This window comes from Adlercreutzia muris (assembly GCF_008831045.1).
Lineage (GTDB): Bacteria > Actinomycetota > Coriobacteriia > Coriobacteriales > Eggerthellaceae > Adlercreutzia > Adlercreutzia muris.
The window spans coordinates 1-20745 of the sequence record NZ_WAJS01000037.1; the positions used below are offsets into that span (position 1 = coordinate 1).

21 protein-coding genes are annotated in these 20745 nt (G+C 65.3%); 9 read left to right on the top strand and 12 right to left on the bottom strand.

The annotated features are described in order from the left end of the window. The first annotated feature begins 158 nt into the window (after positions 1-158). Both F8D48_RS09985 and F8D48_RS09990 read left to right on the top strand, forming a co-directional pair. Positions 159-1781, top strand: coding sequence for a molybdopterin dinucleotide binding domain-containing protein (locus F8D48_RS09985; protein WP_151431730.1), 1623 nt, complete (start codon positions 159-161; stop codon positions 1779-1781). Between the two features lie 46 nt (positions 1782-1827). Further along, the gene (locus F8D48_RS09990; RefSeq protein ID WP_240806311.1) at positions 1828-2379 is read left to right on the top strand and encodes a 4Fe-4S dicluster domain-containing protein; all 552 of its coding nucleotides are present in this window, start codon (positions 1828-1830) and stop codon (positions 2377-2379) included. 344 nt (positions 2380-2723) lie between these two features. Here the strand turns inward: F8D48_RS09990 and msrA are convergent, their stop codons facing one another. The 5 genes from msrA to F8D48_RS10020 all read right to left on the bottom strand — a co-directional run bounded on the left by msrA (position 2724) and on the right by F8D48_RS10020 (position 6184). Next, complete coding sequence (msrA, locus tag F8D48_RS10000) at positions 2724-3254, bottom strand: peptide-methionine (S)-S-oxide reductase MsrA (RefSeq protein ID WP_151431734.1); 531 nt, start codon at positions 3252-3254, stop codon at positions 2724-2726. A 64-nt stretch (positions 3255-3318) separates the two neighbouring features. Beyond that, entirely contained in the window at positions 3319-3759 is a 441-nt protein-coding gene (locus F8D48_RS10005) for a GNAT family N-acetyltransferase (RefSeq protein ID WP_151431736.1), read from the bottom strand. A gap of 135 nt (positions 3760-3894) precedes the next feature. Continuing rightward, positions 3895-5583 carry an FAD-dependent oxidoreductase gene (locus F8D48_RS10010; protein WP_151431738.1) on the bottom strand — a complete coding sequence of 563 codons (1689 nt, stop codon included), beginning with the start codon at positions 5581-5583 and terminating at the stop codon, positions 3895-3897. Beyond that, positions 5584-5904, bottom strand: coding sequence for a rhodanese-like domain-containing protein (locus tag F8D48_RS10015; protein WP_151431740.1), 321 nt, complete (start codon positions 5902-5904; stop codon positions 5584-5586). A 10-nt stretch (positions 5905-5914) separates the two neighbouring features. Next, positions 5915-6184 carry a DUF1905 domain-containing protein gene (locus F8D48_RS10020; protein ID WP_151431742.1) on the bottom strand — a complete coding sequence of 90 codons (270 nt, stop codon included), beginning with the start codon at positions 6182-6184 and terminating at the stop codon, positions 5915-5917. A 477-nt stretch (positions 6185-6661) separates the two neighbouring features. On the opposite strand from F8D48_RS10020, the gene F8D48_RS10025 reads away from it, so the two are divergent. From F8D48_RS10025 to F8D48_RS10040, 4 genes are all read left to right on the top strand, one after another. After that, the gene (locus F8D48_RS10025) at positions 6662-7093 is read left to right on the top strand and encodes a potassium channel family protein (protein ID WP_151431744.1); all 432 of its coding nucleotides are present in this window, start codon (positions 6662-6664) and stop codon (positions 7091-7093) included. Beyond that, complete coding sequence (locus F8D48_RS10030) at positions 7090-7647, top strand: potassium channel family protein (protein WP_016309464.1); 558 nt, start codon at positions 7090-7092, stop codon at positions 7645-7647. Before F8D48_RS10025 ends, F8D48_RS10030 begins: the two co-directional genes overlap by 4 nt. Positions 7648-7652: 5 nt before the next feature. Beyond that, on the top strand, positions 7653-9191 hold the full coding sequence (locus F8D48_RS10035; RefSeq protein WP_151431746.1) for a TrkH family potassium uptake protein: 1539 nt from the start codon (positions 7653-7655) through the stop codon (positions 9189-9191). Positions 9192-9312: 121 nt separating this feature from the next. Continuing rightward, positions 9313-10050 (top strand): DUF4118 domain-containing protein, encoded by a 738-nt coding sequence (locus tag F8D48_RS10040; protein ID WP_150839482.1) that lies wholly within the window; start codon positions 9313-9315, stop codon positions 10048-10050. Positions 10051-10090: 40 nt separating this feature from the next. On the opposite strand, the gene F8D48_RS10045 is transcribed toward F8D48_RS10040, so the two are convergent. From F8D48_RS10045 to F8D48_RS10070, 6 genes are all read right to left on the bottom strand, one after another. Continuing rightward, positions 10091-11776, bottom strand: coding sequence for a SulP family inorganic anion transporter (locus tag F8D48_RS10045; RefSeq protein ID WP_151431748.1), 1686 nt, complete (start codon positions 11774-11776; stop codon positions 10091-10093). 368 nt (positions 11777-12144) lie between these two features. After that, a complete protein-coding gene (locus F8D48_RS10050; RefSeq protein WP_170272797.1) occupies positions 12145-13602 on the bottom strand; it encodes a helix-turn-helix transcriptional regulator in 1458 nt (485 codons plus the stop codon). A gap of 214 nt (positions 13603-13816) precedes the next feature. Further along, a complete protein-coding gene (locus F8D48_RS10055; protein ID WP_240806310.1) occupies positions 13817-15637 on the bottom strand; it encodes an FAD-binding protein in 1821 nt (606 codons plus the stop codon). Positions 15638-15862: 225 nt separating this feature from the next. Further along, positions 15863-16426 (bottom strand): hypothetical protein, encoded by a 564-nt coding sequence (locus F8D48_RS10060; protein ID WP_151431754.1) that lies wholly within the window; start codon positions 16424-16426, stop codon positions 15863-15865. 10 nt (positions 16427-16436) lie between these two features. Next, positions 16437-16637 carry a helix-turn-helix transcriptional regulator gene (locus tag F8D48_RS10065; RefSeq protein ID WP_028026758.1) on the bottom strand — a complete coding sequence of 67 codons (201 nt, stop codon included), beginning with the start codon at positions 16635-16637 and terminating at the stop codon, positions 16437-16439. A 145-nt stretch (positions 16638-16782) separates the two neighbouring features. Beyond that, the gene (locus tag F8D48_RS10070) at positions 16783-17670 is read right to left on the bottom strand and encodes a Fic family protein (protein ID WP_151431763.1); all 888 of its coding nucleotides are present in this window, start codon (positions 17668-17670) and stop codon (positions 16783-16785) included. Positions 17671-17926: 256 nt separating this feature from the next. Between F8D48_RS10070 and F8D48_RS11705 the strand changes: the two genes are divergently transcribed. The 3 genes from F8D48_RS11705 to F8D48_RS10080 all read left to right on the top strand — a co-directional run bounded on the left by F8D48_RS11705 (position 17927) and on the right by F8D48_RS10080 (position 20112). Further along, complete coding sequence (locus F8D48_RS11705; protein WP_170272798.1) at positions 17927-18073, top strand: hypothetical protein; 147 nt, start codon at positions 17927-17929, stop codon at positions 18071-18073. Between the two features lie 178 nt (positions 18074-18251). Further along, positions 18252-19031, top strand: coding sequence for a MerR family transcriptional regulator (locus tag F8D48_RS10075; protein ID WP_151431758.1), 780 nt, complete (start codon positions 18252-18254; stop codon positions 19029-19031). 151 nt (positions 19032-19182) lie between these two features. After that, positions 19183-20112, top strand: coding sequence for an SDR family NAD(P)-dependent oxidoreductase (locus F8D48_RS10080; RefSeq protein ID WP_170272799.1), 930 nt, complete (start codon positions 19183-19185; stop codon positions 20110-20112). Positions 20113-20213: 101 nt separating this feature from the next. On the opposite strand, the gene F8D48_RS10085 is transcribed toward F8D48_RS10080, so the two are convergent. Next, a partial coding sequence (locus F8D48_RS10085) for a C97 family peptidase (RefSeq protein ID WP_205717380.1) occupies positions 20214-20745 on the bottom strand: 532 nt, incomplete at its 5' end.

Sequence of the window (20745 nt, forward strand, 5' to 3'; positions counted from 1 at the left end):
ATGATCGCGCATGGAGGGTCCTTCCTCTCCGTCTCCGGCCTAGACAACCCGAGAGGATACAGGAGGGGCCCTCTTCCTGTGGCACAGGGGAGCGACCCGGAATCCGGACAAAGTTAACTCACACAGACGCGACCCTCAACGAGAACATCAAAGGTTACGTGCTCGGCCAGTACGATGGCATTCCAAAAACCGCCAGCTGGGCGAGCGCAATTTGCGGCACGCCCGAGTCAACAATCACCGAATTCGCCCGCACCGTGGGCAAGCAAGACAACGTCGTGATGTCTCACGGCTACGCTGCAGCACGCTGCTCCGGTTCAGAAGACATTCCCCAGCTTTTCCTGACTATCGCTTGCATGGGCGGCCATATGGGAAAACCCGGAAACTGCTATGGACCGCTATGGGTAGACGGCAGCGGTTGCGGTGGCCCTGCGTTGGTAAAGCTCGGCAAAGGCGGTGATGGATGGGACGTGTCTTCGTGCGTGCCGCTATGCTCACCCGACGAAAAAGTCGTCGTGAGGGAAACCGGCAGCAACATCATTCGCACTGCCGCTGACGATAACGTGAACGGACTGGAGCTCTACAACGCCGTACTCGACGGACGATACAGCAACGTCGGCATATGCTGGGGTGGCCAATGGCGCCCGATCGAGGAACGCGAATGCGACATACACTTGATTTGGGGAGAGTTTTCGTCCGCTCTTCGGGCGGGCGCAGACATTCTGAGGGGAATCGAGGCCTTTAAAAAGGTGGACTTCGTAGTTATGCGCGACCATGTCCCCAAAATGGATTGCGTATATGCCGATATCGTTCTTCCCTTAGCAGGCAGACAGCAGCAGGAGAGCCTGGGAACAAGGCGAGAGGAGGTATGCTATTACTCTGTTGTCGCCAGTCCCGATGACGAAGCAAAGCCAAATCGGTGGGTCAACGAGCAACTTCTCGAGCGACTCGGATACGATCCTGCCCAAGTTTATCCCGTGAGCCCCCAGCAGGCCCTCTATAACCAAATGGCTGGCGCAACGGTCATGAACGAGAAGGGGGAATACGAAACACTATTTACGATCACGCAGAGCGATATAGACGAAATGGGGGTAGAGGGTGCCCCTCAGGAAGGGAAAATCGGCCTGAGCGAATTCAAGGAAAAGGGTATCTATACCGTTGAACGGAAAGCCGGGGATGCCTTTACCCATATCGGATTAGCGGACTTTTTTGCAGACCCCGACGCCAATCCATTGCCATCTGCTTCGGGCAAGTTTGAGCTGTTCTGCCAAGCAAAAGCCGAAACGTTCAACATGATCAGTTTCGATGGTCGCACGTTCAAGCCCTATCCCATCTACTCGGAGCAAACAAAGCCCGAAGCTTACCGCTTCCGGTGCTTCAGTCCGCACTATCCTCGCTCTGCAGGATCCACCTATTCGAACGTACTGACGCTACGCGAGGCATGGCCGGCGCCTCTTTTGCTCAATTCGAAAGACGCGGAGAACCTGGGCATCTCCGACGGAGATGTCGCTCATATCTCAAGTGCCGCGGGAAGTATCTTGCGCAAGGTTTGCGTAACAAGCCTCATCATGGAAGGCACCGCCGGTCTCCCGAATGGCTGCTGGCCGAAGATAGACGAAGAGGGAATCGATCGTGGCGGATGTGGAAGCACCCTCATCGGCGGCAAACCGAGCGGCATGGGCGTCACAGGGCACAACAATGTATGGGTGAATATCGAAAAATGGGAGGACGACGAGCTTGACGAAGACTGCGAATGGCAGTCAGTTATTCAGGCGTCGGCTTAGATGCTAGGAAGGTGCAGAAATGACACAGCTTGGTTTTTTCTTCAATATGGAGCGCTGCGTAGGATGCAAGACATGCCAGGTGGCTTGCAAACAGCGCAACCAACTTCCCATAGGGATTAATTACCGAACCGTATACACCTACGAAACCGGTCAATACCCCAACGCACGTATGTACCACTTCGCGGCAACATGCAACCATTGCGAGAATCCCGCATGCGTGCGATCATGCCCAACGGGTGCCATGTATAAGTCAGAAGACGACGGGACGGTACAGCACGACGACGGCGTGTGCATCGGCTGCCAGCAGTGCGTGAACTCTTGTCCCTACGGCGTACCGCGTTACCTTCCCGATCAAAATATTTCGGGAAAGTGCTACGCTTGCCGTGATACTCGAGAGGTCGATGGGTCACCGACATGTGTCGCTGCGTGCGGCCAGCGAGCTATCGAATTCGGCCCTCTCGATGAGCTGCAGGCAGCCCATCCCGAGGCAGTTTGCGACATTGCGGCTCTGCCCGAATCGTCCGCCACTGGACCTAGCTTGCTAATCCAAACAAAGGAGGCCGCCCTGGAGGCAGCCTTTAAAGAATTACGCCTCTGAATCGCTCTTATCCAGAGGATTTATCGAATGAACCGTCTCTAGTCCAACTTGATTACGCAAGACAAAGACTAGGCCATCCCCTATCGGCCGCCTGCCGCTGCTCACTCCCTTTCGAGCCGTAGCGACAGGCGGCCACCTATTATTGCTCAACACAATATCCTGCAACAAAAGCGCACTCTATCCGTGTATTTCGAAATTCGAATATTGCCAACCGCCTGAATTGGAGATGGAGCTCTCTCTTCATCAAGGCACGATGCAGCGCAGGTAGCCGTAGCCCTCGGCTTCTAGCTTGTCAGCGGAGACGAAGCGGAGGGCACTGCCATTGATGCAGTAACGCTGGCCGGTTATCGGGCGGAGCCAAAATCGGCGGCGTGCTCTTCCACGAAAACGCGGGCGTCGGCGAGGTTCACATGGCAGTAACCGAAGGGATTGCGGCCTAAGTAGTCTTGGTGATAGGCCTCGGCGGGAGAGAAGTTGACGAGCGGGGCAGCCTCAATGCGCGGGTTCTTGCCGCTGGTGCGTGCGAGACTCACCAGCGCCGAGATCGCGGCGGCCCGGTCTGCGTCGTCGATCCAGTAGATGCCCGTACGGTACTGGGTGCCGCGGTCGTTGCCCTGGCGGTTCAGCGAGAAGGGATCCACCGTGCGCAGGTAGGCCGCCAGAAGCAGAGGCAACGGCAGCACATCGGCATCGTAAGTAACGCGCACGGCCTCGGCCGCGCCCGTCTCGCCGGAGCACACCTCCTCGTAGCTGGGGTCGGCCACGGCGCTGTTCGCGTAACCGACCTCGGTTTCCAGAACGCCGGGGATGCGCTTCAGGTAGGCCTCGGTACCCCAAAAGCAGCCTCCGGCCAAGTATATCTCGCGCTGGTTCATGGTATCTCCCTTCTCGCCCGCACAGGCCGCCCCAGCATATCCCGGGCCGCCCCGGCCGGATAGGTTAGCGCGTCAGGCGCATCTCGATATGGGGAATGCCGCCGTCGTCGAACTCGTCGGAGGTCTGCTTGAAGCCGAGCTTCTCGTAGAAGCCGCGGGCCTGCACCTGGGCCTCGATGGTGATGACGTCGGCGCCCAGCTCACTTTGGGCCACGCGGATGGCCTCCTCCATGATGCGACGCCCTGCCCCCGTGCCGCGCTGGGCGGCGATGACGCGGCCGATGGAGGGGGTCTCGTGGGTCACGCCGGCCGGCAGCACCCGGGCATAGGCCGCAAGCGCGCCGTCCCCGTCGCGCAGCCACAGGTGCAGCGCCTCCTTGTCGGCGTCGTCCACCTCTTGGTAGGGGCTCTGCTGCTCCACGACGAACACCGCACAGCGCAGTTTCAGCATCTCGTGATATTCGTCCAGGCTCAGCTCGTGAAAACGCTTGACGGTCAATGCCATGCCAGTCTCCTTAGTTGCCGCGGTGCGCCCCGTCTTCGAGGCGCACCTCTTTTCGCGCAGGGGCCCGTCGCCCCTCTCTTTTTCCCTTCTCGCCCCGAAGCAATCCAGGACCCATCCGAAGCGGGCGCTCAGTCCCTAACGCTCGGCACCGCAGGGGCGGGCGCAGCGCACCGGCTCCTCGTCGGCAGCCACCACGCGGTAGAAGCCGTAGCCGCCGCGGAAATTGTAGGCATCGAAGCCGTGCTGGGCCAGCATGCGGCAGGCCACGTAGCTGCGCAGGCCCGACTGGCACGTCACGTAGACCGGCGCCGAGGCCGGCAGCTCGCCCAGGCGGTCGCGCAGCTCATCCAGAGGAATGTGCGCGAATCCGTCGATGTGGCCCCGATCCCATTCCGCTCCCGTGCGCACGTCGAGCAGCGTGGCGCCGGCCGAGCGCAGAGCCGGTATCTCGTCATAGCCGGCCTGCTTCATCAGGCCGGCGGCCACGTTCTCGATCATGAAGCCGGCCATGTTCACGGGGTCCTTGGCCGAGGAATAGGGCGGCGCGTAGGCCAGGTCCAGATCTTTCAGGCGCACCCCATCGGCTCCCAGCTGCATGGCGCAGGCCAGAACGTCGATGCGCTTGTCTGCCCCCTCGGCCCCCACAATCTGGGCGCCGAGCAGCCGCAGCGTGCCCTTCTCGAACACCACCTTCATGGTCAGGGGACGTGCGCCGGGATAGTAGCCGGCGTGGGAGCCGGGCGACAGGATAACCGCGTCGTAATCGTAGCCCTGGGCGCGGGCGGCCGCCTCGTTGAGGCCCGTGGACGCCACGGTGAGATCGAACACCTTGATGACCGACGAGCCCCAGGAGCCGCCATAGCGGCTGTTAAGACCGCAGATGACGTCGGCGGCGATGCGTCCCTGCTTGTTGGCGGGGCCGGCCAAGGCCACGAGCGCCTTCTTTCCCGTCACGCCGTGAGTCACCTCCACGGCATCGCCCACGGCGAAGATGTCCGGATCAGAGGTGCGCATGGACGCATCGGCAGCAATACTGCCGCGCTGGCCGAGGGCGAGCCCCGCCTCGGCGGCCAAATGCGCCTCGGGCGCCACGCCGATGGCGAGCACCACCAGATCGGCCGGCAGCGCCTCGCCGTCGCCGAGGCGCACGACAAGACCGCAGGCGTCCTCGTCCACCGCCTCCAGCGAGCCGCCGAGCACGAGACGCACCCCGTGGGCGCGCATCTCAGCGTGCACGAAGGCGGCCATGTCGGCGTCCAGGGGCTTCAGCAGCTGCGCGGGTCGCTGCACGAGCGTGGTTTCCACGCCCATCTCCACCAAGTTCTCGGCGGCCTCGATGCCGATGAAGCCGCCGCCGACTACCACGGCCCGGCGCGGCGTCTTCTCGGTCACAAACGCGCGCAGAGCCAGGGCGTCCTCTACCGTGCGCAAGGTGAACACCCGCGGCGAATCCAGCGACACGGCCGCCGGCACCACCGGAGCGGCCCCCGGCGCTAAGATGAGCTTGTCGTAGGGCTCCTCGTAGATGCGGCCCGTCTCCGCCTCGCGCACCGAGACCGTCTTCGCCTCCCGGTTGATGGCGGTCACCTCGCTGCCCACGCGCACGTCGATGTTGAAGCGCTCGCGGAAGCGCTCCGGCGTCTGCAGCGTCAGCTCGGCGCGGTCGGCGATAACGCCGCCCACGTAGTAGGGCAGCCCGCAGTTCGCGTAGGACACGTAGCCCGTGCGCTCCAACATGACGATCTCGGCGCTCTCGTCCAGCCGACGCAGCCGCGCCGCTGCGCTCGCGCCACCGGCCACGCCCCCGATAATGACGACCTTCATCTAGCGCTCCACCTCCCCGTTCCAGCTCCCAATACCGCCGATATTGCGCACATCGCCGTAGCCCGCCCGCTTCAGGGCCGCCGCGGCCTGGGCGCTGCGACCGCCGCTCAGGCAGTACACGAACAGCGGCGTGGCCGCCTCGGGCACCGCTGCCGCTATGGAGCCGATCTGCTGCAGCGGCACGTTCACCGCGCCGGGGATATGGCCGTCGGCAAACTCCGCCGGCGTGCGCACGTCGATGAGCCTCGCCCCCGGCGTCTCGCGGAACTCCCGCACCCCGACGTTGATGTCGGCCGGCCTCAAGCTGTCAAACAATCCCATGGCTTCCCCTTCAGGCTCGCTCGCGAACAGTCACGTGCACCGTATCGCCGGGCTGCTTCCCCACGGCCGCGCGGATGTCCTTCCGCACGCCGATGATGTGGCCGGGCGTTCCCATGCGCACGAGGCTTCCATCATAGGGCACGCCGGCGAAGGTAGCGCGCACCTTCACCCGTCCGCGCCCGAATTCCTCCCGAACGTCGTAGGGAAACTCCACATAAGCCCCGTCGATGTCGGGCACCTTCTTCAATTCCGCCTCGAATTCGTAGGTTTTCCCATTCATCGGAACGCTCCCTATCGCACGCGGCGCTTTGCCGTCGCCAGCTCCGGCAAGAGCCTGTCTGCCAGATTCGAGCACCTTTGCGGCAGGGCACATGGTATCTCAGAGAAAGAGGGCTCATCAATGCCTTGAGGAGGCGGGCTCGATCGTTCGCCCTTTGGACGCGTTCGGCAGCTTGCTCGATACGCCCCACGCTTTGCGCGACAGCCCGAACCCGGAGAAGATCACCTGTCGGCCATGGCAGGGGACGCCTGCGGCGAAGCAGCCCCTTCCCAAGGTGCCAAGTTGCGAACAAGAGGGCAACGGGCCGTCCAAGGCGGCGCTAAAGCCTTACCATGACGGTCATGGACGAGACGACGAACGAAACAACCGCCGCAACCGCGGCCGCGCCCGAAACCGCACCGAAGACCGCGGGCCGTGCCCAAAGCGGCCCGGTGAAGCCGGGCGTCTTGGGCGCGGCACCGGGAAGGGAGGCCTAGGATGGCGAAGCGGGCCCGCATCATCGTGGTGGGGTGCAGCATGTTCGGCACGGCCGTGGCCCGGGCGCTTTCGGGTGCGGGCCACGATGTCATTGCCGTGGACATGCAGGAAGGCGCCTTAGACGCCCTGGGCGACGATTTCGACGGTGAGATCATCACCGGCGACGGCAAGAGCGCCCAGATGCTGGAGGAGTGCGGCGTGCGCGAGGCCACGCACCTGGTGGCCGCCACGAGCGACGATGCCGCCAACCTGCTCATCGCCGAAGTGGCCAGCGAGGTGTTTGGCGTGCCCCACGTGCTGCCCCTCGTGGAAGACGAGGCCTTCGTGGAAATCTTGGAGGATCGGGGCATCGAGCCCATTTGCCCCCACCGCATCTGCGAAGCGGAGTTCTTCCGCCTCACCGACCTGGCCCGAGGCGGTGAGACCCCATGAGAGTGGTCATTGTGGGCGGCCGCACCCGAGCCGACTACCTCATGGGGGCGCTCGCCGAGGAGGCCGAGGCCGTGGTGGTCATCAACGACGACCGCCGCTTCTGCGAGTATCTCTCCAGCCGCCACGAGGGTACGGTGATCTGGGGCGACGGCACCAAGCGATCGGTGCTGGAAGATGCCGACGTGGCCGGCTTCGACGCCATTGTGGCCCTGACCGGCTACGATGCCGACAACCTGGCCATCTGCCAGGTGGCCAAGGCCTTCCTCGATATCCGCCTGCAACTGTGCATCGTCTCCAATCCGGAGAACACGCGCATCTTTCGCCAGCTGGGCGTGACTGCGGCCATCAGCGCCACGGCCGCTCTCACCCAGGCTATCCGCGACGCCATCGGCGCCGTGGCCCCGGACGAGGGCGAAGCGGCCGCGGAAGACGCCGACCAGCGCGAGCCCGACGACGAGGAAAACATCGATCCGGAGGAGGACGGCGGCGAGGAGGGTGGCTCGCTCCTTTCGCTTCTGGGCTCCTGGCACCGGATCGGGAAAGACCGGAGGTAGCCGCCATGGCGAAACTTCGGAGCAGCGCCATCTCGCCGAGCGTAGTTGTGGGCGCGGTTAACGAGGGGCGGCCGCACCCCTTGGCCCCGCTCGCCCGCTACGTGGGCGTGGCCGTCATGTTCGTCGGCCTGGCAGGGCTCGTTCCCCTGGCCGTGCTGCCAGCTCATCCCGCCGAGGTGCCTCTGGCCCCCTGCTTCATCTTCCCGGGCCTGGGGGCAGCAGTGGCGGGATACCTCGTGTACTTCGCCGTGCCCGACCCCGGCCCCTCCATGCGTCTGACACGGGGGCAAGCCGCCGCATGCACGGTGCTTGTCTGGGTGCTGGCCATCATCGTGTACGCCGTCCCCTATGTGGCGGCAGGCCTGCTCACCCCCATGCAGGCCGTCTTCGAATCCACAAGCGGGCTCACCACCACGGGCTTGAGCGTCGTGGACGTGGACACTTGCCCCGCCATCTTCCTGTTCTACCGCAGCCTCACCTGCTACCTCGGCGGCGTGGGGCTGGTGCTCATCCTCACCTGCGTGGTCAGCCAAACGGGCGGCCTGGGAGTGTACAACGCCGAGGGCCACACCGACCACCTGCTGCCGAGCGCCGCCAAAACCGCCCGGCTCATCCTGCTCATTTACACGGGGCTCATCCTGGGCGGCGCCCTCGCCTACGGGCTGGCCGGCATGACCCCCTTCGATGCCCTGAACATTTCCATGTGCGCCGTGCCCACCGGCGGCTTCGCCACCCACAGCGAGAGCATCGCCTACTGGCACAGCCCCCTCATCGACGGCATCACCATCGTGCTCATGATCGCCGGCGGCACGAACTTCCTGCTGCTGTTCCTGCTTCTGCGGGGGAAGCTCAAGGCGCTTCTCACCCACATCGAGACGCCCCTTTACTTCGGCGCCGTCGCAATCGCCACGCCGGTGGTAGCCGGCTTCTTCCTGGCCCAGGGCACCGCCGCCGACGTGCCCGATGCGCTGCGCCACAGCCTGTTCCAGGTGGTGTCGGTGCTCACCTCCACGGGGTTTCAGACCATTCCCTCCTTCGGCGACTTGAGTCCGGCGCTGCTGTTCCTGTTCGGCCTGCTCATGCTCGCGGGAGCCGAGGCCCGCTCCACCTCCGGCGGCATCAAGCTGTACCGCGTTGCCGTGGCCGCCCGGGGCCTGGCCCACGACCTGCACGGGCGCTACGGCAACAAGTGGCATGTGACCAGCATCAAAATCAATCGCTTCGGGAAACGCTCGGTGCTCACCGACGAGGACGTGTCCGAGGCCCAGACCTTCGTGGCCCTGTACCTGCTGGTGGCGGCCGTGGGCACCTTCCTGCTCATCCTGTGCGGGGCCACCCTGCAGGAGGCGCTGTTCGACTTCATCTCCTGCCTGGGCAGCACCGGTGTGGGCACGGGGTTCCTCGGCGCCGAAAGCGGGCCGGCGCCCCTGTTCATCGGGTGTGCGGGCATGCTGCTCGGCCGCCTCGAGATCATCCCGCTGTTTCTGGGCGTGAGGGCCCTCGCCTCGACGGCGTGGAAAAGAGTTCGTCGTGATCGTACCTAGGCAAAGCGGCCCCACGCCGACGGGGAACGAGCGGAAAGCCGCGAAAGCACCGGAAACGAAAGGGCCGGCGCCCGCGAAGCCGAGCAGGGGGACGCCGCCTTCTCCGGCGGTCCGGCGACGGGTGCGCAACCTCGTCGTGCTCGCCATCCTGTACGGAGCGGGGCTGGCCGCCGTGTGGGGGTTCTCGCTCATGGGGGTGAGCACACTCGTGGTCTTCCCCGTGTTCGTGCTCGGCGTGCTCATCGCCAGCCTGGAGACCGATTCGGGCCTGTGGGGCGGGGCACTGGGGCTTGCCTTCCTGCTGTCCTACGACTTCCTGTTCGCCAGCCCCATGCTGGAGCTGAAGGTGCTCAACCGCACCGATCTGGTGGCGCTCGTCATCTTCGTGGCCGTGGCGCTCATCATGGGGGTCATCACCCACCGCATGGGCCGCCAGGTGCAGGCCGCCGACCGCACCGCCACCGCGCTCAGCCGGCTGAATCGCCTGAGCGCCGGCCTTTTCGAGAGCACCACTCCCGCCGAGGCCTGTCGCTTTTCCCAGGAGTTCCTGGCGAAGATCCTGCGGCGGGACGTCACGATCTCCCTGGGCGAGCCGGGCCCGGACGCGCCGAGCGCAGTCCGCGACTGCTACGAGCAGCGCATCCCCACCGGCTACGGCGAAGTGGGCTACCGCGGCGTACCGGAGAAGTTCTTGCCCCTGGGGATGAAGGGGCGCATCTTCGGCGTCGTGGCCGTCGACTGCACCGCCGGCGACCTCGATGGCGCCAGCCGTACCCTCATCGCCTCGGTGGCGGCCCAAACCCTCGTGGCCGTGGAGCGCAACACGTTGAAAGAGCAGCAGGATATCTCGGAGGAGTAAACTCCCTCGCAGAAGCCGCCGGCATCGCCCTTGCGGCCCGCTACTCGGTCGCCGCCGGCGCCCCCTCCCCTAGCAGGTCGCGGGCGTGGGCGATGGCGTCGTCGATGCTGGCGCGGAAGTGCTCCTCCCCCACCAAATCGACGAAGCCGGCGCGGCGCATGGTCTTCAGGGGCTGCTCGTTCACGTGGGAGAAGATGAGGCTGACGCCGTGGGCGCTGCAGTACTCGTAGAGGTTCTCCAGGGCGTTCATGCCCGTGGCGTCCAGCGAGGGCACGCCGCGCATGCGGATGATCAGGTAGCGGGTGAAGTCCTTCACCGAGATGTCGGCGATGCGCTCGGTCATACCGAAGAACATCGGCCCGTTGATCTCGTACACGCGCACGCTTTTCGGCAGCTCGCGCAAGTGGGTGACCTCGGAGTTCTCGTCGCCGTAGTACTTCCAGCCCTTCACCTCGGTCTCCTCGCTCACCATCTTCATGAACAGAACCATGGTGATGAGCATGCCCGCGGCAATGGCGATCACCAGATCGAAGACGATGGTCAGCGCGAAGGTGAGCAGCAGCGTGGCCACGGCCCCCTTCGACGCCGTCTGGCACAGGTGCGCGAAGTTGCGCCAGCCGCACATGTTGTAGGCCACATGCAGCAGGATAGCCGCGATGGCGGGCATGGGAATGAGCGCCGCATAGGGCATGAGGAAGGCGAGCACGGCCACGAGCACGAGCGCGTGCACCATGCCGGCGATGGGCGTGCGGCCGCCGGCCTTCACGTTCGCGGCCGTGCGGGCGATGGCGCCGGTGGCGGGAATGCCGCCGAAGAGCACCGACGCGATGTTGCCGATGCCCTGGGCCACCAGCTCGTCGTTGGCACGGTGATGGGAGCTGATCATGGAGTCGGCCACCACGCAGGACAGAAGCGACTCGATGGCGGCCAGGATGGCGATGGTGGCGCCGTTGGCCAGCTGGTCGCGGAACAGCGCGAAGCTGAGCTGGGGCAGGTGGAACTCGGGCAGGCCGCTGTTGATGGCGTAGAGGTCGCCGATGGTGAGCACGTCCAGGCCCAGGCCGCTCACGAGCGCGACGCCCGCGAACAGCGCCATGAGCGAGCTGGGAACCCGCGGCACCAGGCGCGGCCACAGGAACAGCACGGCCAGGCAGACAAGGCCCACGATGCAGGCCTGGGCGTTCACCGTGGCGATGTTGCCGGCCAGCGCCGCCACCTTGTCCACGGTCTCCACCGTCGCAGTGCCGGCGGGATAGGTCAGGCCGAGGAAGTCCTTCAGCTGACCGATGGCAAGCGTGACGGCAATGCCCGCCGTGAAGCCCGTGGTGATGGTGAAGGGCACGAAGCGGATGACGGCGCCCAGCTTGAACAGGCCCATGAGGATGAGCAGGATGCCGGCGATGATGGTGGCCGCGATGAGGCCGTCCATGCCGTCGGTGGCCACGATGCCCGCGACAATGGTGGCGAAGGCCGCCGTGGGGCCCGAGATCTGCACGCGGCTGCCGCCGAGAAACGCGATGAGGAATCCCGCCACGATGGCGGTGTAGAGGCCCTGCTCGGGCGACACCCCCGAGGCGATGCCCAGGGCAATGGACAGCGGCAGGGCCACGATGGCCACCACGATGCCGGCCACGATGTCGCGGGGAATTTGCCGCTTGAGCTCCTCGGGACTGGAATGCTTGATGATGCTGAAGAGAATCGGCTTGATCTTGTCGCGCTGCTGCATAGTTCGGGGGCTCGGCTCCTTGGGTCGTGGCGGTGTCGGATGGGGCTCGGCGGCCCGGCAGCTGCGCCGTCGGCACGTCGGCCCGGCGGCCCGGGCAGATGGCTGCGGCCGCGCGCCTCTTCCCAAGCCAACGGCACAGCACCGCCCCCAAGATCCCGGGCGGCCCGCTCAACTATGAGTCATTGAATCAGCAAGAAAGCGCAAGGCGGGATTGTACGCCCGCCTTGCGGCGCGCACAAGGCGAGGCGGCAAGCCAGCGGGGGAACGGTCGGCAGCACCCGTGGAAGCCCGGCCGGCCGCGAAACGCCCGCGGGCACCCGGCGACGATCCCCCGAATCACCCAAGCCGGGGAAGGACCCGCCCTCAAGCTAGGAGCCGTCGGCGGCGAGGGAGCGCACGATCTCGATGAGATCGGTGCGGGAGGACACCTCGAACTTGCGATAGATGCTCTTGGTATGGGAGCGCACAGTGGAATCAGAGATGAACAGGGCCTTGGCTATATAGGGCGAGGTGTAGCCCTTCACCAGGTAGCCGAACACCTCGCGCTCGCGCTTCGAAAGGGACCGCTGGGCGGCCAGCAGCTCGCAGGCCTCGTCGAAGGCCAGTCGCGACGCGCCGTCGGCTCCCTCGTCGCCTCCGTCCGACACCATGGCCTGGCGCAGGCGGCGCAGCTGGAAGGCCGGCGCCAGCATGAGGCACACGAAATAGGCCATGGCCACCACCATCAGGGCCGCCCCGGCTTCCTCGGAGCTGGCCTGAATGTCAGCGAGCAGCCCGGCAGTCACCGACGCCGCCGCGGCCAGCGCAAAGGGAGGCGCAACCACCAGCGCCGCGGGAAACTCGCGCTGCGCAACCGCATGGGCACAGCACACGACCGCGAACACCCCGATCATCGAGAAAAACGCGAAGGCGAGGCCAGCGGAAAGCGTTGAGACGAAAGTCTCCTTGGGAAAGGACACCAGCACCACGAGCACGCCGGCGCACACGGGAAACACGGTCCAGAACAGCGTGGGGGCGATGGGCTTCTCGCAGCGAGCCCAAGCGGCGATGGCCAAGGTGAGCAGCGAGCCGACGAGCAGGCCCGTCGAGGAGTCGAAGGTGAAATTCTCCACGGTCACTCCCGGCGAGATGTTGCTCAGCAGCACGAAGGGCACCAGGCCGATAGCGGCCGTGGCGATCACCGAGAAGGCGCCGCGTGCCGAAAGCAGGCTGAGCGGCGCCTCCGCACCAGCGCGAACGTCATCCCCCTCGCCCTCTTTCGGCCGCCCCCTCCCGCCATGCTGCGCAACCCACGCCCCCACGGCCGCAGAGCACAGCAGCCACAGCGCGGCGCACCCCCCAACCGGCAGCAACGCCGCTATCCGGGTAACGAGGAACACCCCCAGGCCGATAAGGGCCCCGCGGAAGAGCATCGAGGAGAAATCGACCACCTTGGTCTGCGCGCACCACACGATGCCGAGCGGCACCACGGCCGCTCCCGCCACAGCGCCGGCCGCCACCGCCAGCTCCTCGCTCGGCAAGAGCAACGCCACCGCCAGCAGCGCATATCCGGCAACGGAGGCCCCGGCGGCGAGCAAAATCGCGCGCCGGGACGGCCCCTGTTCGACACGCAGAAGGCGCACGAGCAGCATCGCCGTCCCCGTGACTAGGCAGCCGACGGGCAGCCATGTGGCGAAGGCGGCAAACGGCGCGGACGCCAGGTGCTCCCCGCTCAGCAGGCCGCCATGCAGAAGGCAGGGAACCCAGGGGCTGAGAAAGGCCACCGTCAGCAGCGCCGCGCCCCACGATTGCGCCCTGGCGCTCCCCCACCTGCTCGCATCATCCATAACACCCCTCCTTATTCCGGGCCAGTATACCAAAAGCCCCCGCGCTCCCTGCATGCGCCCAGGGCACCCCTTGACAGGAGTGCCCTGAATACGTGCGTTTTTCGTTGTATGCACCCGCAATGCGCGCGGCACTGCGGGCTCTCGTGCAAAGAGTCGGGCGGCGCCGGCCAAGGGGAGGGGCGCCGGTCGCCGCCCGCCTTCGAACGGGAATGTCCTAGCCGAGGAACTTCGCCACCGACTTGCCGCACTCGAAACCGAGCGTGATGGCCATCTGCAGCGACACGCCGGAAGTCGGGGTGATGTACTCGTAGCCGAAGCGACGACCGCAGTCGTTGCCGGAAGCGTAGAGCCCGGGAATAGGCTTGAAGTCGGCACCGAGCACGTTCTGCTCCGCATCGGTCAGAAGACCACCGCAGGTGCACATGATCTCACCGAACTCGGTGGTGCCAGAGCAGGCGTAGAAGGGGCCCTCTTCCACGGGGAACAGCACCTTGGCATCGCGTCCGAATTCCTCGTCGCGGCCGTTCTTGCAGTACTCGTTCCAGCGCTCGATCTGGGCCACGAACTCCACGGGATCGATGCCGGCGGCCTCGGCCAGGCCCTCGAGGGTGTCCGCGCAGATGATCTCAGGGTGCTGGAACATGGCCCCGGGGCCCTCTTCCTCCTTCTTCTCGGGCTCCACATAGGTGCCCTCGAACTTCTGTCGCGCCACCTCCATGTCCTTGGCCATGGATTCCATGTTCATGGCCGTGGGCGACGTGAAGCCGTGCTGGGACACCGTATAGCGACGGTATTCCAGGAAGTTGTTGTCGAACACGCAGGTGACAGGCTCGCGCGGCAAATACACGCTGGCCGTGCCGCGCTGCTCGGCCACGGGATAGAACTCGTTGCAGAAGCGCTTGCCGTCGGGACGCACCCACACCGCCTGGGGCAGCGTGTAGTTCATCATAGAAGGGGAGGCGATGAACTTCGAGTTCATGCCGGGAATGAAGGGCTCTAGGCGGCCGCCGGCCCAGAAGGCCATCTTGATGCCATCGCCCTGGTACTGCATGTTGGACACGTCGCCCTCGAAGCGAACGTTCTGGTGCGCGTCCTTCCACACCTCGCCTTCCACCATGTTGTCGGCGATCTCGGGAATGAGGTCGCAGAGCATCTCCTCGTTGTAAGCGAAGCCGCCCGTGGCGACGACCACGGCCTTGCAGTTGAACTTGAGATAGCTGTCGGTGCCCTTGTCCAGGGCGTAGATGCCGGCTACGGCGCCGTTCTCCATGATGAGCTGCACACCGCGCGTGTTGAAGCGGAACTCGGCACCGGCCTCCTTGGCCGCCTCGCGGTTGTAGCCCTGCACCTTGGTCTGGCTGCAGTCGCCGTAGCAGTCCACCGTGCCGTTGAAGAACTTGATGGGGCCCACGGCGTCCATCATGGTGGAGTAGTCGTCCTCGGGGCCGGGCGTGTCCATGTGCGCCATGGTGGCCACGTCCTCGTCGGTCACGCGGTCGTAGTACTTGTCGATGTTCGCGCCCATGTTCTGGCAGTAGCGCATGACAAGGGGCTGATTGATCTGGTTGCCGGTGATGATGGCCCAATTCTGGAAGAACTCCACCGGATCCACCTCGGGAATATCGGCCGTCGGGTTCACCCGGCGCAGGATCTGCGAGTTGTGGGCCGCCGACTGGTTGCCGCAGGCGGCATAGGTGTCCTCGGCCTGGGTTTCCAGCAGCACGACCTTCTTGCCGGACTCCGCTAGCTCGCGCGCCGCGCACACGCCGGCGTAGCCGTGGCCGACGACGACGGCATCGTAGGTGCCGGCATCCTCGAACTCGGCCGGCGGCTCGGGCTCGGTACGCCACGCGGCCTGGGCCGGCGCGCCGCCCTCGCCTGTGGCGGCCAGATCATCGCCCTCGCCGGCTGCGGTCGCCTGCTGCGTCTGCGGGGCGCATCCGCCCAAAGCCGCAGCCCCCAGCACGCCCGCTCCGAACACACCTGCGCCCTGCAGGAAATGCCTGCGAGAAAACTCCCTCGTTCCGTTGCTCACGGTATCCACCTTCCTCACGTTGCGCGCCGACGCTCGGCGCCTCCTCGATCGAGCGCCGGCCGACCGCCGGCGCCCCTTGGCGAGAGGAAGCATAGCCTCGGAGAAGGCGGCCTGGGAATCAACGGATCGGGGGAATTTGCCGCAACGCGGCGTGCGAGGGCCTTGGACGGAATGGGGGAGAAACCGAGAAGTGCCTGATGAGGCTATGTATGCCAGCGAAGGTCCCTACTCCTCCAGCTCGCGCTCCAACTCTTGGCGGCGCTTGATGGCGGAGTGGAACTGCAGGCCGACAAACCCCATGGCGAGCCCGAAGCCCATGACGAAGTAGACGACGCCCATGGCCACATCCCCGGCCCAGGTCACGTTTTCCACCCCGACGATCTGTACCTCCGCCGCAATGCGCAGCCCCGTCGTGAGCACGAAGAGCAGCGCGCCGGTCAGAACGGACAGCACCGCCACGTAATCCCACGGCACCTTGTCCACCGCAGCCAGGCGCATGCGGTCGCTCGTGATGCCGCTTCTCGTCTCCAGATACAGCGACACGAAACACGCCACGACGATGACCCCGAACTGCAGCTGGATGGGGTCCACCAGCCTCTCCCCCACCGCCGTGGCCAGCGCGGTGTCGGTGGTAAGGGCCACCTGATCGAGCATCATCCCGTAGTAGCAGCAGATGACCGAGCCGAAGAGCAGGATCATGAAGCCCACCTTGGCGCAGCGGTTGCTCACGGCCTCGAGGCGCTCGTCCTTCGGCCCCATGTACTCGTTCCAACGTTTCACGAGGTTCATACGACCCCTCCTATTCCCAAAACAAATCATTCAGCGTTTTGCCGAGCGCGACGCAGATGGCCCGACAGAGCTTCAGGCTGGGGTTGTAGCGCCCCGCCTCGATGAGCCCGATGGTCTGTCGCGTGGCCCCCACGCGACAGGCCAGATCCGATTGTGACAGACCCGCCTCCATGCGGGCCGTCTTCATGCGCAAGTTCTTCTCGCCTTCCAAACCGCTCCTTCCCTCGCGCCGATTGATGTAAGATATATCTTCCATTTGCAAAGTATATATTGCATCTAGGAGATGTCAAGGGGGAATGAGAGCGGCCTATGCCGCCAAGGTGAGAGCGAGAGAGTGCCTTAAAGGAGGCGGCGATTCACGCCAATTTCGAGGTGTCGAGGGCCTCGGCGGGATCGACGTTGCGCAGAAGCGCGGGGTTCTCGAACAGCGGCAGGCAGATGAGCTCCTCGCGGTCGAAGGAGGCGGCCCCGCGTCCGAGCAGGCTCTCGTAGAACTTCACCAGGAACGACTCATCGGGGAAGATGTCCGCGGGAACGTTGCGGTACATGGCCCGCACGAGAGCATCGCGGAAGTAGCGGGCATGATGCTCGAAGGGCTCGTTGGACACATCGAAGCCGAGCTGGTTCAGATAGAGCGCCGAGAACACGGCGACGGTGCGCGTGTTGCCCTCGTAGAACGGATGAATCTGCCAGATGAAGGCGATGCTGTGGCAGAAACCGGCCAGCTCGTCTTTCGCAAGGGCGCCATAGGACTTCGCCTGCTCCGCCGCGAAGACACCCTTGAGCGCCATCTCGTAGGCCAGCGGATCGGCGTAGAGCACGCTGTCGCCGTTGAGGATGTCCTCCTGCTTGACCATGCGCTCGGCCTTGAACTCGCCGGGGTGGTACACCGCCGCATCGAGGTCTTGGAACAGGTAGCGGTGAATCTCCGGAAGCATCTCGGGCGCGAGGCAGAAGGGGGCCGCCGCCAGCAGCTCGGCGATGCGCTGGCCGACCAGGTCGGCCTCGAGCGACGCCTCATCGTGGCCCGCGGCATGATGGGCCCGCACCAGCTCGCCCGTTTCGACCAGCGTGCGCGCGCCGGCGATGTAGTCATCGGCCACCCGGCGCACGTAGGGAGAAACCTCCAGGCCGTCCACCGCCTGCAGCCCGATGGCCACGGCCCAGTAGTGGCGCCGCGCCGCCTCCGACTCGTGCGCACAAGCCGGCTCGTATGCAAAGCCGTCCAAGCCCTCGGCCGTCATGCCACGCCACCGCCTTTCCATACCGCCGTCATTTCCGCAGCCCATTGTATACCAAGCCGCCCGCAAAGGCCGTCGGGCGACGCGGGCCGCGCGTCCGAAAGACTGCTTGCAAGCCACAAGCGCTCTCGTTTCGCCTTCGGAGCCTTATCGACAACGGCGATAAACGAGCGATCCCAGCAAAAGCCCGTTGCGCCAGAGAGACACCGCGCCGTAAGCTATATTTACGCTTGCGAAGTCCCGCGAGAGGAGGTGCGCTGTGGAAGATACCTACGGCTACGAACGCTCCGCTCCCGCGATAACAACAATCGCGTTTTTTGGCTTGAAAACGACGGTTTTGTTACGCGAAGCGCTTCCTGAGTGGCCAAAATGTATTACAAGGGTCGCGTTTGGCCTGGAAGCGTAATACCCGCGCCCACATTTTGGGGTACTCGCGTAACAAAACCGTTCATTCCAAGCCAAAATACCGGATTTTTTACCACACGGGGAGCTGCGCCGCAGAAGATGCCTACGGCTACGCTTGACCTTCCCGTTGCGTGAAGGTTCATACTGGCGCCGTCGGAGAAACCTGAAGGGAGCACACCGTGAAGGAGCGGCCCAAGACCATCGGCGAGGTATCCCGCGCCTCGGGCGTGAGCCCGCGCACGCTGCGCTACTACGAGGAGCGCGGCCTTCTGCGCCCGGCGCGCACCGAGGCGGGCTATCGCCTGTACACGGCCGCCGACGAGCGTCGACTCGCCCACATCATGGCGATGCGGTCCTGCGGCCTTCCGCTGACCGCCATCGAGCACATCATGGGCGACGACGAGCCGAACATCCACGGCGCCCTCCTCAAGCACCTCCGCACCCTGCGCGCACAGGAGAAATCGCTGGACGCCGCCCTGCACCGGACGCAGGCGGCCCTACACGCTATCGAAGGGATTACGAACATGAGCACCGAAGACGCATTCGAGAAGTTGAAGCAGCAGGGCCTTGAGAGCTTCGAGGAAACCTATGGCCGCGAGGCCCGCGAGCGCTACGGCAGCGCCGTCATCGACGCCACCAACGAGCGCATGATGGCCCTCAGCCGCGACGAGTGGGACGCCAAGGAGCTGCTGGAGGAGTCCATCAAGGTGCAGCTGCGCCTGGCTCTGACCGGAAACGACCCCGCCTCGGAGGAGGCAGCCGAGCTCGCCCGCATGCACGAGCGCTGGATTGCCATCCACTGGGGCCCGGGTTACGGAAAGGACGAGTACCTCGGCCTCGTGCGCGGGTACCTGGCCGACCCGCGCTTCGCCGCCTACTACGACGATGCCGCGGGCCCCGGCGCCACCGACTTCCTCGTGAAGGCCGTTGAGGCCTACCAGGGCAGCACTGAAGACTAGGAGAGCCGACGTGGCGGAAGGGGACGCTGGGCACGGCGTCCCCTTCCATGTGAGCCACATGACGGCAACAAACCGTTGGCGGAGGCCAGGCGAGCTTTTTTCTTAGATACAGTTCTTGGGGAACGCACATTCCGCAAGAAAGGCGGCTCCCTTGAAAACGAACGATATCCTCCTCGAGAAGGGCGCTGCGAGCCCTTCAACCTCCCCCTCCCCCACCGCAGCTTCCGAAACGGCCCCCGCCGGCCGCACTCCCCTCTCCGCAGCGGAAAGCCCTGCCGCACCAGCCCCTTCTGCTCCCGCACGGCCTCTGCCCAAGCGCATCGCGCTGATCACCGGCGGATCGTCGGGCCTCGGCCGCGAGTTCGCCGTGCAGATCGACGCCATGCAGGTAGTCGACGAGATTTGGCTCGTCGCGCGCAACGAGGAGGCCCTCGAAGCCGTCGCGGCCGCACTGAGCACACCCGCCCGCATTATCGTGGCCGACCTCACGAACAAGGACGACATCGCCGATATCGCCGCGGCCCTGGGCGACGCGCAACCCCGCATGAGCTACCTGGTGAACGCCGCCGGCTTCGGCAAGTTCGGCGACTGGCAGACCATCTCCGACGAGGCGGTGGATGCCATGATCGACCTGAACTGCCGCGGGCTTGTGGATATGACCCGCGCGGCACTGCCCTCCATGGACCGCGGCAGCCGCATCATCGAGGTCGCCTCGGCCGCGGCCTTCGTACCGCTGCCCCACATGAACGTGTACGCGGCTACCAAGGCCTTCGTGCTGCGCTACACCCGCGCCCTGCGCTGGGAGCTGCACGGCACCGGCATCACGGCCACGGCGCTGTGCCCCACCTGGGTTAAGACCGGCTTCGAGAAGGTGGCCCGCACATCCGGGGGCGCCCACGACGTTGGACACCTCTTCGGCGAGCAGAGCGCGAGCACCGTGGTGCGCCGCGCCCTCTGCGCCAACAAGGCCCACCTCGCCGTCGCCTGCGCAAGCCCCCAGTCGGCCGCCCTGCGCCTCATCGGCAAGGTGGTTCCCGACTGCGTCACTATGGCCGGCTGGAACATCCTGCGCCGCCTGTAGAGCACGGTGGGGTGGCCTCTGCTGCGGACCCGCGCCGGATGCGACGACGGTTGCATCCGAAGAACCCCGGCGCGCAACTCCGCGGCCAACATCCCGCGCGGCTATTCGAGCGGCTTGTCCTGGCCGGGCGCATCCTGGATGGTGCGCAGCCCGTCGGCCGGCGGCTCGCCGAGGGGAAACCAGTACTTCCACGCCTGGAAGGGCCGGGCTCCACGCACACCATCCACGTCTTTGAAGGCGTCTTTGGGAATGATAGTGCGCATGGCGCGCCCGCTGAGGGTGGTAAGCCGAATGCCGCCCGCCCGCAGGGCATCGTCGCAGAAGGTCAGGCAGTTGTAGGTGACGAGGTTGTAGGTGCCCGGGTACCGCCGGCGTTGCTCGGCATAAGCGCGCACGCCGTTGAAGGAAACCTCGTCGCAGGTAAGGGCGATGGCGCAGTTCACATGCTCGTTCCACCAGTTGCCCGGCTCGCCGTGCACGATCCAGCCCGAGGCCTGCTCAAGCGCGGGATATAGGAACAAAAGTGTGTAAGGAAGCCTAATCGACCCCGTAGGGATAAGGGGTCTCATGATGGAACTCGGACCATACCAGTCCTTCTCCCCATCTTGCAGGTTCGCCGGTTTCATCGCCTTT